Below are 13,943 nucleotides of genomic sequence, written 5' to 3'. Positions count from 1 at the left end.
AAATGATTACGATTGCGATGCCGAAGGGAAGAATTTTTGAAGAAGCAGCGGACCTTCTTCGCCAGGCAGGCTATGAGCTCCCACCTGAATTTGAGGATTCACGAAAGCTGATTATCGATGTGGTAGAAGAAAGATTTCGGTTTATTTTGGCGAAGCCAATGGATGTTGCTACTTACGTGGAGCATGGGGTTGCTGATTTAGGGATTGCTGGAAAGGACGTCATGCTTGAGGAAGAGCGAGATGTATACGAGCTGCTAGATTTGCAGATTAGTAAATGTTATTTAGCGGTCGCAGGACTTCCGGGCACGAGGATGAACGATGTTGCCCCCAAAATCGCAACCAAATATCCGAATGTGGCAGCCCGTTATTTTCGCGAGCAAGGGGAGCAGGTCGAAATCATTAAGTTGAATGGTTCGATTGAATTGGCTCCTCTTATCGGTTTATCGGATCGGATCGTTGATATTGTTTCGACGGGAAGAACTCTTGTTGAAAACGGACTTGTGGAGTATGAACGAATTGTCGATATTACCTCCAGATTGATTGTTAATCCAGTGAGTTATCGAATGAAGGATGAGCGGATAAATGAACTCGTGGATCGACTTACGAGCGTAACGCAGGAAGGGGTGAAAGCAAGATGAAAATTCTTCAGGTGTCTGACGCTCTTTCGATTAAAAGGACGGTTGATAGTGGGACGGAAGAACAGCTTTTAGCCGTAAAGGCGATTATTGAGCAGGTTAAGCAAGAAGGCGATGCTGCTGTTAAAAGATACACGGAGCAGTTTGATGGAGCGGTGCTTGATTCGCTTCTAGTGTCGATGGAAGAGATCGATGAAGCTTATGCTGACCTAGATGCTGAGATGGTCGCCATTATTCAGGAAGCTGCTTCTAACATTCGCTCCTTTCATGAAAAACAGATTCGTCCATCGTGGATGACGACAGAAGAAAACGGCACGATTCTTGGGCAAAAGGTGACTCCGCTTGATTCAGTCGGCGTCTATGTGCCAGGCGGAACAGCGGCCTATCCTTCCTCTGTGTTGATGAATGTTGTTCCGGCGAAAGTGGCTGGGGTCGAACGAATTGTGATGGTTTCTCCACCTGGGAAAAATGGAAAAATTCCTGCAGCAGTTTTAGTCGCAACTCATCTAGCTGGCGTTAAGGAAATTTATAAAGTTGGCGGGGCGCAGGCAATTGCTGCCTTAGCCTATGGGACCGAAACAATTCGTCCGGTTGATAAAATTACGGGACCTGGAAACATCTATGTAGCTCTTGCGAAGCGGGAGGTATACGGAGATGTCGACATTGACATGATTGCCGGACCAAGTGAGATTAGTATTTTAGCAGATGAAACAGCGAGAGCGAACGAAGTCGCAGCAGATTTACTATCGCAGGCAGAGCATGATGAGCGAGCATGTAGTGTACTTGTGACGACATCTGAAACGTTAGCTTATGAAGTAGCTGCTGAAGTGGAAAAGCAGTTGGCTGAACTTCCTCGAAAAGAGATTGCAGCAAAGGCAATCGAGAACTTTGGTGCCATTTACATAGCACGAGATATGGATGAAGCAGTTGCGACCATCAACCAGTTAGCTCCTGAGCATCTCGAAATTATGACAGCAAACCCGATGGAGTTGTTAGGAAAGATCAAGCATGCTGGAGCGATTTTTATCGGAAGATTCAGTTCTGAGCCAGTTGGAGATTATTTTGCGGGTACGAATCATGTACTCCCAACAAACGGAACGGCGAGATTTTCAAGTCCCCTCAATGTAGAGGACTTCCAGAAGAAATCGAGTGTGATTATGTATAGTGAATCAGCTTTTCAAGAGAATGGGAGAAAAATTGCTTCCTTTGCCCGCTTAGAGGGGCTAGAAGCTCATGCGCGCGCGATTGAAGCACGGTGGAAATAGTTTAGAAGGAGTGAGAGGATGAGCAGAACGTCAAGTATTACACGGAAAACGAATGAAACGAGTATTGAGCTTTCACTAAATATTGATGGCGAAGGGAAATCCAACCTTGAAACAGGTGTCCCGTTTATGACTCATATGCTCGACCTGTTTACGAAGCATGGTCAATTCGATTTAACGATTGCGGCGCTTGGTGATACGGAAGTGGATGACCACCATACTACGGAAGATATCGGGATTTGCCTTGGTCAAGTTTTGAAGGAAGCCCTTGGTGATAAAAAAGGCATCAAACGCTATGGTAATGCGTTTGTGCCGATGGACGAAGCTCTTGCCCAAGTTGTCGTCGATTTGAGCAATCGTCCGCATCTCGAAATGCGTGCGACGTTTCCGAGTCAAAAGGTCGGAACCTTTGATACGGAGCTCGTTCACGAATTCCTCTGGAAGCTGGCGTTAGAAGCGCGTATGAATTTACATGTCATCGTCCACTATGGTCAGAACACACACCATATCATTGAAGCGATTTTTAAAGCGTTGGCTCGTGCTTTAGATGAGGCAACAACGATTGACCCACGAATCAAAGGAATTCCCTCAACGAAAGGGATGTTATAAATGATCGGAATCATTGATTATGGGATGGGGAATTTGTTCAGTGTCAGTAAGGCGTTGGAAAGACTCGGTGTCGACTACTTCATCTCAGAGGAAAAAGAAGAACTACTGTCAGCAGACGCACTTATTTTACCAGGAGTAGGCGCTTTTCCAGACGCAATGGAACGATTAAATGAAACCGGCTTAACGGAAATGATCCAACAGTTCGTCGAATCGGGCAAACCACTTCTCGGTATTTGTCTGGGGATGCAGCTTCTTTTTGAGCAAAGTGAGGAAAACAAACTGACAAAAGGACTTGCCATTTTACCAGGAGAAGTCGTTCGCTTTACTGGGGAAGATTACAAGGTGCCCCATATGGGTTGGAACAGGCTGAAATTCAACAACTCATCTACAATTCTAGCAAATATTGAAGAGGACTTTGTTTACTTTGTGCATTCCTATTATGTAAAAACATCAGCCAGGGACGTGGTCATTGCGAGCTGTAAATACGATGTGGAAGTACCAGCGGTAGTTGGACGTGGCAATGTGTTCGGCATGCAATTCCATCCTGAAAAAAGTGGCAAGCTTGGCATGGAGCTGCTTCAAAATTTTACTGAGCTAACGAGAGAAAGGATGTCTCAACGATGAGCTTTATCATTTATCCAGCAATTGATATGCGCGGCGGCAAGTGCGTCCGCCTCCTTCAAGGAGATTATGAAAAAGAAACCGTTTATGGTGATTCGCCTTTTGATATGGCTCAGAAGTTTGCAGATGAAGGCGCGAGCTGGATTCATATGGTTGATTTGGATGGTGCAAAGGACGGCAAGCGTGTGAACGATCGCTTTGTCATTGAAGCGGCTTCAAAGTTGAAGGCAAAGGTGCAAATTGGTGGAGGAATCCGCACAGAGGAGGATATTCTTCACTACCTCGAATACGGAGTCGATCGCGTCATTATCGGCAGCATCGCCATTTCTAATCCGGAATTTGCGATTGAAATGGTGCGGAAATATGGAAGTCAAATCGCGATTGGGATTGATGCGAAGAATGGCTATGTAGCAACCCATGGATGGCTCAATACTTCTGAGATGAAGGCAGTCGATCTTGGTAAAAGATTTGCCGAGGTTGGAGCAGAAACATTTATTTTTACCGATATTGCGACCGATGGAATGCTGTCTGGTCCGAATCTTGCGGCCGTAGAAGAGATGGCGCTAGCGACAAAGAAGGAAGTCATCGCTTCTGGGGGGGTTAGTCAGTTAGCAGATTTAACTGCCTTAAAGCAATATGAGGGAAGCGGCGTAAAAGGGGCGATTGTTGGAAAGGCCCTATATGAAGGCAGATTTTCGGTGGCAGAAGCTTTGGTGGGGGTGAGGTAGATGTTAACGAAACGAATTATCCCATGTCTCGACGTAAAGGATGGACGTGTCGTCAAAGGGGTTCAGTTTGTTGAGCTTCGTGATGCAGGCGATCCAGTTGAATTAGCCCGATTTTATGATGAGCAAGGAGCGGACGAGTTAGTCTTTCTTGATATTTCGGCCTCCCATGAGGGAAGAAAAACGATGGTCGATGTGGTCAAGGCTGTTGCATCAGAGCTAGCGATTCCGTTTACTGTTGGGGGAGGAATTAAATCGTTAGAGGAAATGAAGGTTCTGTTGCGTGCCGGTGCGGACAAGGTTTCATTGAATTCCCCTGCTGTGCAAAATCCTGATTTGATTACTGAAGGGGCGAACTTTTTCGGTTCCCAATGTATTGTCGTCGCGATTGATGGCAAATACGATGAAGAGCTTGGCTCATGGCGCGTGTACACCCATGGGGGAAGAGTGGCGACCGATCTAGAAGTGATTTCATGGGCGAAGGAAGCGGTGCGCCGTGGAGCAGGAGAAATCCTTCTGACAAGCATGGATTGTGACGGTGAGAAAAAGGGATTTGATTTACGCTTGACGAAAGCAGTTAGTGAGGCGGTCTCGGTTCCAGTGATTGCTTCTGGTGGAGCGGGGAATGCCGAGCACTTTGCTGAAGCTTTTGACGAGGGAAGAGCAGATGCAGCTCTAGCGGCTTCGATTTTTCATTATAAAGAAACATCGGTAGAAGAAGTGAAAACATTTTTGAAAAATAAGGGTGTGAACGTGCGATGAATTTGGAGCAGCTCAAGTTTGATGAAAAAGGATTGATACCGGCAATTGTCCAGGATGCTGGCACGAAGGAAGTGCTGACCCTTGCTTATATGAACCGTGAATCGCTAGAAAAGTCACTGGAGACGAAGGAGACGTGGTTCTACAGCCGTTCACGTCAAGAGCTATGGCATAAAGGGGAAACAAGCGGAAATACACAAAAGATCGTGCAAATCAAATACGATTGTGACCAGGATGCCCTTGTGGTGTTAGTTGTACCTGAGGGACCAGCTTGTCATAATGGCACGACGAGTTGCTTTACGGAGAGTTTAGTTGGGGATTCGGAGGCTAGTAGACTAGAAGACTATCGAATTTTGCAGTCTCTGCAGCAAGTCATTCACCTTCGCGAACAGGAGCGTCCAGAAGGAGCATATACGACGTATTTGTTTGAAAAGGGCGTCGATAAGATTTTGAAAAAGGTCGGAGAAGAAGCGTCAGAAGTCATCATTGCGGCGAAGAATCGTGATGTTGAAGAGTTGAAATGGGAAGCAGCTGATCTTCTTTACCATTTGCTTGTTCTTCTAGAAGAGCAAAAGCTTCCTTTTACTGAAGTGTTAAAGGTTCTGAATAAACGCCATGAAAAACAATAGCACCTGAGCTGATTCAGGTGCTTTTCTTTCGCGAAAAAATAGCGGAATAAGCGGAGTTTTTTCTGTTATTTGCAGCATGGAGCTCGTTTCGAGGCAAATAAGCGGAGTTTTTCCGATTAGGCAAAGCAAAAGCTTCCATTTTCGGATTTTTCGAGTCAATAGGCGGAATCTCTCCGTCTATTTGGATTTTACTATAATCATAATTACTAAATAGGCGGAAATTCTCCGTCTATTTTACCCCTTGGGGCTTCATATGTGGCCCCTATAGATTCGGTAAAAATCAGCACCTTTTACCAGGTGGAGAAAGGTGCTTTTCTTCTGTAAAAACCAAATGGTCAAAAGTGGTAATATGTCCATCAACAGTAACGGATTGCGATTCCGGCATAGGTACCAAATGACCTGTATTTGTGGTATACTTCTTTGGTATATCTTGAAATGATGGAGGATTCCATGAGTAAAGACTCGAAAGCAGAAAAATCAACAACAGGAATACTGCTATCTTTTACACCGACGGGTGAGTATTACTTCACAAAAGGGTTGAAGGCTTACCAACGACGTGATAACCATAAAGCAATTAAATATTTGGAGCGAGCGATGCAACTCGAGCCAGGAGAGCCGATGATCGCTTGTCAATTGGCGATTATCCTTTCTGAAAACGGAAAATATCAAGAGGCGAACCGTCTCCTTCATATGATTCTAGAAGAATGGGATGAGGATATGGTGGAATGCCACTATTTTCTCGCCAACAATTATGCCCATCTTGGCTTGTTTAAGGATGCTTACCAGCATGCTTCGCTCTATATGCGTCTTGAAGGCGATGGGGAATTCGCTGAGGATGCCGAGGACCTACTCGACCTACTGTCCCTTGAAGCGGAGGATATGGAAGAAGATTTTTACGAGCATGATGATTTGATCTCGAAGCAAGAGGAGGCTCGTGAACTTCTTGAACTAGGAGATTTTCCAAATGCGGTGAAGCTTCTAAAGGAAGTCATTGAGGAGTTTCCAGAATACTGGTCTGCCTACAATAACTTAGCCTTGGCCTATTACTATTTAGGTCAGAAGCAGCAAGCGGCTGATCTTCTAAATGAAGTGTTGGAAAAAAATCATGGAAATCTTCATGCCTTATGCAATAAAGCGGTCTTCTCTTTTTACGAGCAGGATTGGAGTACGGTCAAAGAAATCAAGGAAATTCTTGAAAAAATAATGCCGATGTCTGCCGAGCATCAATTCAAGCTTGGAACAACTTTCGCGTTAATAGGTGATTATGAATTAGCTTATTCGTGGTTAAAAAAGCTCTATAAGCAAGGGTTTGAAGGAGAAGGTCCATTTTATTATTGGCTTTCTTATTCGGCATATTATACGGGTAGAACGCAGACGGCTGAAAAAAGCTGGTTGAAGGTTCTTCAATTGAATCCGGAAAAGGAAGGGCAGGAGCCTTGGAATAAGTCTAAGTCAACTGTTCAAGGATTTGAGAATAGCCTGCGAGTTGTAGAGAAATACCTAGCAGGTGCCCATGTAGAGGAACGCTTATTTGGGCTATTTCTTTCGTCATTTTCTGATAAAAAGGTTGAGGTGCTATCTACCTTTAAAGCAAACAGCCCAGTTGAGCAGGAGTATCTACAATTCTTAACAGGAGAACTAGATACACATATCGCTCACGAAACGGCCATGGCATTGTATCAATTCCACCAGCCGATCGGAAAAGCAAATGCTACGCTTTATGTGATGTGGTTTTTATTATGGGCAAAGGCGGAAGATGTCCAAAATCTTAAAAATGAAAAAGCTCTTGCAGCTGCAGTGGAATACACATGGAGAAAGCTTCACAAAGAGAAGGGATCGCAAAAGACTATCGCGGACCAATATGAGCTATCTCTATCCACCGTGCAAAAATATATAAAAATGGTGAACAGCTTTAATCTGTGAGCATTTTTTTAGACTTAATCGCCGTCGTTTTATAGGATATGAGTAGATAGGAAATACTATTCGCAGGTTGTTTTTTACAAAGGAGTGGGGTACACATGTCTGAAGAAAAAATTTATGACGTGATTATTGTTGGAGCTGGTCCAGCTGGAATGACAGCTGCTGTATATACATCTCGTGCAAACCTTTCGACATTAATGATTGAGCGTGGAATACCTGGTGGGCAAATGGCCAATACAGAAGATGTCGAGAACTATCCAGGATATGAATCCATTTTAGGACCTGATTTATCTACGAAAATGTTCGAGCACGCGAAAAAATTCGGTGCAGAATATGCTTACGGTGATATCAAAGAGGTCATTGATGGGGAAGAATACAAAACAGTCATCGCAGGCTCGAAAGAATACAAGGCTCGTGCTGTGATTATTTCGGCAGGTGCTGAGTATAAAAAGCTTGGCGTACCAGGTGAAAAAGAGCTAGGTGGACGTGGCGTTTCTTACTGCGCAGTATGTGACGGCGCATTCTTTAAACAGAGAGAACTGCTTGTCGTTGGTGGTGGAGATTCAGCTGTCGAGGAAGGTGTATATCTAACTCGTTTCGCATCAAAGGTAACGATTGTTCACCGTCGCGATGAATTACGTGCTCAGAAAATCCTGCAGCAACGTGCATTCGATAACGAAAAGATTGAATTCATCTGGAATAATACGGTTAAAGAAATTCATGGCCAAGATGGAAAAGTCGGCAGTGTTACTTTAGTGAACACGGTTGACGGCTCAGAACAAGAGTTCAAGACGGATGGTGTATTCATTTACATCGGTATGGTGCCACTTTCTAAGCCATTCGAAAAGCTTGGCATTACGAATGAAAATGGCTATATCGAAACGAATGATCAGATGGAAACGAAAGTACCTGGTATTTTCGCGGCTGGAGATATTCGTGAAAAGACACTTCGCCAAATTGTAACTGCAACAGGCGATGGCAGTATTGCTGCTCAAAGTGCACAGCATTATATTGAAGAATTACTTGAATCTTTAAAAGCGAAAGCTTAAGTTGGATATTTGGATGTCTCGAATGGTTGTCTTTGGTTAGGCGACCATTTTGGGGCATTTTTGTTTTTTTTTTGAGGGTTTGGAGATGGTTTTAGAAAATGTTTTCTCGACGAGCGTCCATGAGGACATAGTGGAGAGTAAGCTGTTTGATAGTGTCTTCATGAAAGGCTCATGTGGACATAGTTGGTAGTGAACCGGCAGATAGTGTCTTCATGAAAGGTTCATGAGGACATAGTGGAGAGTAAGCTGTTTGATAGTGTCTTCATGAAAGGCTCATGTGGACATAGTTGGTAGTGAACCGGCAGATAGTGTCTTCATGAAAGGTTCATGAGGACATAGTTGAGAGTGAGCGGTTTGATAGTGCTTTCATGAAAGGCTCATGCGGACATAGTTGAGAGTGATCCATCAGATAGTGTCTTTATGGAAAGTTCATGAAGACATAGTTGAGAGGAATTCAGCAAACAGTGTCATCATGAAACCAGATAACAAAATTTTTAGGGGAACCTGCCCCAAAAACCCCGAAATCAGTACAATAGCCCTACAAAGACCGCGGAGAAACTTACCAACGGGACCAAAATTTACAAATCGTCATCCCTATTTAACCCTACTGTAACAGTAGTGAAATAATAATCAGTTATTATAAGAATAGAAATTGACCCCCTTTTAAAATATATATACTTTGGACAGCACAAGGAAACTTGTGCTATTTTTTTTGCCACAAAATACTTCGCTGTCCAATTCATTGTGACGACATCTTAAAAATAGTATAATTAAGATAATGGAGATTGGGTCGTATTTATATTGTGTGTTGAGACTGAGGTGAAAAATATGCAACGGGTAACGAATTGCGTGTTAATGAAGGATGACAAGGTTCTTTTATTACAGAAGCCGAGAAGAGGTTGGTGGGTTGCACCTGGTGGAAAAATGGAGCCAGGAGAATCTGTACGAGATTCATGTATTCGTGAATTTCGTGAAGAGACCGGAATCTATTTGAAAAATCCGAGCCTGAAAGGGATTTTCACCTTTATTATGAAGGACGGAGACCAAGTGTTATCCGAGTGGATGATGTTCACCTTTTTCGCAACAGATGCTGACGGCATTCACGTGGAAGAGTCTGAGGAAGGGAAGCTTTCTTGGCATACACTTGATGAAATGAAAAATTTACCGATGGCAGAAGGCGACTATCATATTTTAGACTACATGGTACAAGGAAAAGGAATCATCTATGGAACCTTCACGTATACAGAGGACTTTAAGCTGATTCAATACAGACTTGACCCAAGCTAAACGTATATCCTTTTAGCCTTAAAAAGCATAATCTATAAAAAACAATAACGGCACTCTCGGAATGAAATAACAGGGGGAATGAATATGAGTACCGGAGCGATTAATGATACACAAATGGTGATTATAACAGGAATGTCTGGCGCTGGTAAAACAGTAGCCATTCAAAGTTTTGAGGATTTAGGATTTTTTTGTGTAGATAATTTACCTCCTACTCTGTTACCTAAATTTCTGGAGCTCATGGAGGATTCAGGGAACAAAATGAACAAGGTCGCCTTGGTTATGGATTTACGGGGCCGAGAGTTTTTTGACCATTTATTTAAAGCACTTGATGATTTCACAGAAACTTCATGGGTGACGCCGCAAATTTTATTTTTAGATGCGGATGATTCGACGCTTGTGAGAAGATATAAAGAAACAAGACGTTCTCATCCACTTGCTCCATCTGGTCTTCCACTAGAAGGAATCCAAATGGAAAGAGATCTTTTAGAAGAGCTCAAAGGTAGAGCACAAATCATTTACAATACGTCAAAAATGAAGCCGAAGGAATTAAGAGAACGAATCATTTCCGAGTTTTCTGCGAACAACAAATCGGCATTTACGGTCAATGTGATGTCATTTGGTTTTAAGCACGGTCTTCCAATTGATGCTGATTTAGTATTTGACGTCCGCTTTTTACCGAATCCTCATTATATTGATCATATGCGCCCGAAGACGGGGTTAGATGAGGAAGTTTACAACTATGTTATGAAATGGAATGAAACGAATAAGTTTCTCGAAAAGGTTACAGGGTTGTTAAGTTTCATGCTCCCTCATTATAAAAGAGAGGGAAAATCTCAGCTCGTGATTGCGATTGGCTGTACAGGTGGCCAGCACCGTTCCGTTGCCTTAACGGAATATATTGCGCACTTCTTTGAAAATGACTACCATACACGAATTACGCACCGAGACATCGAAAGGAGAAAGGAACAAACACCATGACCAAAAACGGACAGCCAAAAATAGTCATCATCGGAGGTGGAACGGGCTTGCCTGTTTTATTAAGAGGCTTGAAAAAGTATCCTCTTGATATCACAGCAGTCGTAACCGTTGCTGATGACGGTGGCAGCTCTGGACGTTTAAGGGACGAGATGGATATTCCTCCTCCGGGAGACATCCGCAATGTTTTAGCCGCCTTATCCGATGTAGAGCCTTTAATAGAAGAAATGTTCCAGCATCGATTTACCTCGAATGAGCTATCAGGCCATTCGCTCGGGAACTTAATCCTTGCTGCGATGACATCCATAACCGGGAATTTTGTTCATGCCATTCAAGAAATGAGCAAGGTGCTAAATGTGAACGGCAGAGTGTTACCAGCTGCAACTGAAAGTGTCGTGCTCCATGCTGAAATGGAAGATGGAACGATTGTTTCCGGAGAATCGAAAATTCCTTACTCTGGGAAAAAAATTAGGCGTGTGTTCTTAACGCCTGAAATTGCCCAACCACTTCCAGAAACGATTCATGCGATCCGCCAGGCTGATTTAATCATCCTCGGTCCTGGAAGTCTATTTACAAGTATTTTGCCAAATCTCCTTGTACCGAAGCTTGGACAGGAGGTTGCTCGCGCAAAGGCAAAAAAAGTCTATATTTGTAACTTGATGACGCAGGCGGGTGAAACCCTTGATTTTACCGCAAGTGATCATGTAAAAGCGTTATATAATCATATGAAGTGTTCATTTTTGGATACGATTTTGGTTAATAGCGAAAACATACCAGAGTCGATTCTAAATCGATACAGTGAAGAATTAGCAAAGCCGGTCCACTTTGATTTTAACCAATTATATGAGCTTGGTTTAGAAGTGGTGCAGGGTGAAATCATGTCCTTGGAAAACGGTGTGATTCGCCATGACACGAAGGAAGTGGCTAGCATTTTATATAATTTATTAATAAATGAAACCAATAAGAGATATAAAGCGTAAATAGTTATTGGGGTTTAAGGGGGTGTAGGGTTGTCATTCGCTTCGGAAACTAAGAAAGAATTAACGAATATAGAATTAAAAGATTGCTGTAGCAAAGCTGAATTATCCGCTCTGATTCGAATGAATGGGTCCTTATCCTTTTCCAATCGTAAGTTAGTTGTTGATATCCAAACGGAAAACGCTGCCATTGCTAGAAGAATTTACACATTAATTAAGAAGAAATACGATGTTCAGGTTGAATTGTTAGTACGTAAGAAGATGCGTCTAAAGAAGAACAACGTCTACATCGTAAGACTTTCTCAGCAAGCCAAGGAAATTCTTGAGGATTTGAAAATTCTCCAAGAGGGCTTTGTGTTCACACATGACATTTCTGAGGATTTGGTGAAAAAGAAATGCTGCAAACGTTCCTATTTGCGCGGTTCTTTTCTCGCAGGCGGTTCCGTCAATAATCCAGAAACGTCATCTTATCATCTAGAAATATCCTCCCTGTATAAAGAACATAATGATGCCTTATGTGCATTAATGAATACATTTGATCTCAACAGCAAGACGTTAGAGCGCAAAAAAGGCTATATTACTTACCTCAAGGAAGCAGAGAAAATTACGGAGTACTTAAATATTATTGGTGCTCATACGGCATTGTTGAAGTTTGAGGATGTCCGTATTGTTCGTGATATGCGAAATTCCGTGAACCGCCTCGTCAATTGTGAGACGGCGAACTTGAATAAAACGATTGGTGCCTCTTTGCGACAAGTAGAGAATATCCGCTTCATCCGCGATACAGTAGGTTTAGAGATTTTACCTGACAAGCTTCGGGAAATTGCCGAGCTTCGTGTTGCTTATCAAGATGTCACGTTAAAAGAGCTTGGTGAAATGGTTTCAAGTGGGCAAATTAGCAAATCGGGCATTAATCATCGTTTACGTAAAATCGATGAAATTGCCGACAAGTTAAGAGCTGGAGAACCGGTTAAATAAGCATTCGTGCTTTTTATAGAAAGAGAGATCATGTTTGGGGAGGAAGAGAGATGGTAGAAAAGCAGGTTGAAGTTAAATTGAAAACTGGTTTACAGGCCCGTCCGGCTGCCTTGTTTGTGCAAGAGGCTACTCGATTTTCAGCTGATGTGTACATCGAAAAAGACGGCAAAAAGGTCAATGCAAAGAGCATTATGGGGCTCATGAGCCTTGCGATTAACTCTGGCGCACAGATCACCCTCATTACCGAGGGCAGCGACGAAAACGAAGCACTCGAAGCACTAGCAGAGTACGTACAACAAGACTAAGATTCGGATAAGAGGAAGTTACCTTTTGGGGAGGTAGCTTCTTTTTGTTTGGGTGGCGGTTTGTTATCGAGTTGAGGCGGCTTTTGATTGCCAGGATGTGGTTCGGAATTAGGAGAGTTGTCAGACAAAAGTGGTTTGATTGCCAAGATGAGGTTAAGAAGAGGAAAAGCTGTCAGACAAAAGTGGTTTGATTCCCAGATGCGGTTGAGAAGGGGGAAAGTTGTCAGACAAAGGTGGTTTGATTGCCAAGATGTGGTTGAGAAGAGGGAGAGTTGTCAAACAAAAATGGTTTCATTGACAAGGCGATGCTAAGAAAAGAGATTGTTGTCAATCAAAGGTGGTCCATGAAAAAATCCCTGCAATCAACCTGACAACAAAAAGACCGTCCCCGAAAAAGGTCACTTCGATAACCTTTTTTCAGGAACGGCTCATTAAATATTATTTATCTTTTTTCTCATCTAAAAGGTTGCGTGTAATAATGTGGTCAACTAAACCGTACTCTTTTGCTCTTTCAGCAGTCATGAAGTTGTCGCGGTCCGTATCTTTCGCGATTACATCAAGTGGCTGGCCAGTACGCTCAGCTAAGATTGTGTTTAACTTTTCGCGTAGGAAAAGGATGCGCTTAGCAGCGATTTCGATTTCCGTTGCTTGACCTTGAGCACCACCAAGCGGTTGGTGAATCATTACTTCAGCGTTTGGAAGAGCGTAACGCTTACCTTTTTCACCAGCTGCTAAAAGGAATGCACCCATAGATGCCGCCATACCGATACAAATTGTTTGTACATTTGGCTTTAAGTATTGCATTGTATCATAAATCGCCATACCAGCTGTAATGCTTCCGCCTGGGCTGTTGATATAAAGAGTGATATCTTTTTCAGGATTTTCAGCTTCTAAGAATAAAAGCTGTGCAACAATGGAGTTTGCTACATTATCGTCAATAGCGCTGCCAAGCATGATAATACGATCTTTTAAAAGACGAGAATAGATGTCATATGCACGTTCACCGCGATTTGTTTGTTCAATAACTGTAGGGATCAAATTCATTTTTGTTCCTCCTTAATATGTAAAAATATAGGCTTAAACCTGTAAATCCAAATACTACGTTATGTAAGTTATGATACACTGATAGTCAAAAAAGGTCAAACAATTCGACTGAATCTTCCTCAGGATTTCTTCGACTTTTTTCGCATGGATCGCACTTCTCCATCATAA

The 13,943-nt window shown here is 42.8% G+C and carries 15 protein-coding genes; 14 read left to right on the top strand and 1 reads right to left on the bottom strand.

All coding sequences use genetic code 11. The features are described 5' to 3' along the window. Positions 1 to 2: 2 nt before the first annotated feature. From hisG to FAR12_RS01460, 14 genes are all read left to right on the top strand, one after another. Positions 3 to 638, top strand: a complete 636-nt coding sequence (gene hisG / locus FAR12_RS01525; protein ID WP_425456128.1) for an ATP phosphoribosyltransferase — start codon at positions 3 to 5, stop codon at positions 636 to 638. After that, positions 635 to 1,900 carry a histidinol dehydrogenase gene (gene hisD, locus FAR12_RS01520; protein ID WP_126405470.1) on the top strand — a complete coding sequence of 422 codons (1,266 nt, stop codon included), beginning with the start codon at positions 635 to 637 and terminating at the stop codon, positions 1,898 to 1,900. Before hisG ends, hisD begins: the two co-directional genes overlap by 4 nt. 18 nt (positions 1,901 to 1,918) lie before the next feature. Next, the gene (gene hisB / locus FAR12_RS01515; protein ID WP_126405469.1) at positions 1,919 to 2,506 is read left to right on the top strand and encodes an imidazoleglycerol-phosphate dehydratase HisB; all 588 of its coding nucleotides are present in this window, start codon (positions 1,919 to 1,921) and stop codon (positions 2,504 to 2,506) included. After that, positions 2,507 to 3,130 (top strand): imidazole glycerol phosphate synthase subunit HisH, encoded by a 624-nt coding sequence (gene hisH, locus FAR12_RS01510; protein WP_126405468.1) that lies wholly within the window; start codon positions 2,507 to 2,509, stop codon positions 3,128 to 3,130. Then, positions 3,127 to 3,855 carry a 1-(5-phosphoribosyl)-5-[(5-phosphoribosylamino)methylideneamino]imidazole-4-carboxamide isomerase gene (hisA, locus tag FAR12_RS01505; RefSeq protein ID WP_126405467.1) on the top strand — a complete coding sequence of 243 codons (729 nt, stop codon included), beginning with the start codon at positions 3,127 to 3,129 and terminating at the stop codon, positions 3,853 to 3,855. Before hisH ends, hisA begins: the two co-directional genes overlap by 4 nt. Continuing rightward, positions 3,856 to 4,614, top strand: a complete 759-nt coding sequence (gene hisF / locus FAR12_RS01500) for an imidazole glycerol phosphate synthase subunit HisF (RefSeq protein WP_126405466.1) — start codon at positions 3,856 to 3,858, stop codon at positions 4,612 to 4,614. Further along, positions 4,611 to 5,240, top strand: a complete 630-nt coding sequence (gene hisIE / locus FAR12_RS01495; protein WP_126405465.1) for a bifunctional phosphoribosyl-AMP cyclohydrolase/phosphoribosyl-ATP diphosphatase HisIE — start codon at positions 4,611 to 4,613, stop codon at positions 5,238 to 5,240. The genes hisF and hisIE overlap by 4 nt, the downstream gene beginning before the upstream one ends. Positions 5,241 to 5,690: 450 nt before the next feature. Then, positions 5,691 to 7,163: a tetratricopeptide repeat protein gene (locus tag FAR12_RS01490; RefSeq protein WP_126405464.1), complete on the top strand. Its 1,473-nt coding sequence runs from the start codon at positions 5,691 to 5,693 to the stop codon at positions 7,161 to 7,163. A gap of 95 nt (positions 7,164 to 7,258) precedes the next feature. Then, the gene (gene trxB / locus FAR12_RS01485; RefSeq protein WP_126405463.1) at positions 7,259 to 8,209 is read left to right on the top strand and encodes a thioredoxin-disulfide reductase; all 951 of its coding nucleotides are present in this window, start codon (positions 7,259 to 7,261) and stop codon (positions 8,207 to 8,209) included. 828 nt (positions 8,210 to 9,037) lie between these two features. Continuing rightward, positions 9,038 to 9,496, top strand: a complete 459-nt coding sequence (locus FAR12_RS01480; protein WP_126405462.1) for an NUDIX hydrolase — start codon at positions 9,038 to 9,040, stop codon at positions 9,494 to 9,496. 84 nt (positions 9,497 to 9,580) lie between these two features. Continuing rightward, on the top strand, positions 9,581 to 10,474 hold the full coding sequence (gene rapZ / locus FAR12_RS01475) for an RNase adapter RapZ (RefSeq protein WP_126405461.1): 894 nt from the start codon (positions 9,581 to 9,583) through the stop codon (positions 10,472 to 10,474). Further along, positions 10,471 to 11,451, top strand: coding sequence for a gluconeogenesis factor YvcK family protein (locus FAR12_RS01470; RefSeq protein ID WP_126405460.1), 981 nt, complete (start codon positions 10,471 to 10,473; stop codon positions 11,449 to 11,451). Before rapZ ends, FAR12_RS01470 begins: the two co-directional genes overlap by 4 nt. 30 nt (positions 11,452 to 11,481) lie before the next feature. Then, complete coding sequence (gene whiA / locus FAR12_RS01465) at positions 11,482 to 12,426, top strand: DNA-binding protein WhiA (protein ID WP_126405459.1); 945 nt, start codon at positions 11,482 to 11,484, stop codon at positions 12,424 to 12,426. Positions 12,427 to 12,476: 50 nt separating this feature from the next. Beyond that, positions 12,477 to 12,731 (top strand): HPr family phosphocarrier protein, encoded by a 255-nt coding sequence (locus tag FAR12_RS01460; protein ID WP_126405458.1) that lies wholly within the window; start codon positions 12,477 to 12,479, stop codon positions 12,729 to 12,731. Positions 12,732 to 13,169: 438 nt separating this feature from the next. Here the strand turns inward: FAR12_RS01460 and clpP are convergent, their stop codons facing one another. After that, complete coding sequence (gene clpP, locus FAR12_RS01455) at positions 13,170 to 13,775, bottom strand: ATP-dependent Clp endopeptidase proteolytic subunit ClpP (protein ID WP_126405457.1); 606 nt, start codon at positions 13,773 to 13,775, stop codon at positions 13,170 to 13,172. Between the last annotated feature and the right edge of the window lie 168 nt (positions 13,776 to 13,943).

The organism is Bacillus yapensis, assembly GCF_005280205.1.
GTDB lineage: Bacteria > Bacillota > Bacilli > Bacillales > Cytobacillaceae > Robertmurraya > Robertmurraya yapensis.
This window is presented reverse-complemented; position numbering and strand designations above follow the sequence as displayed.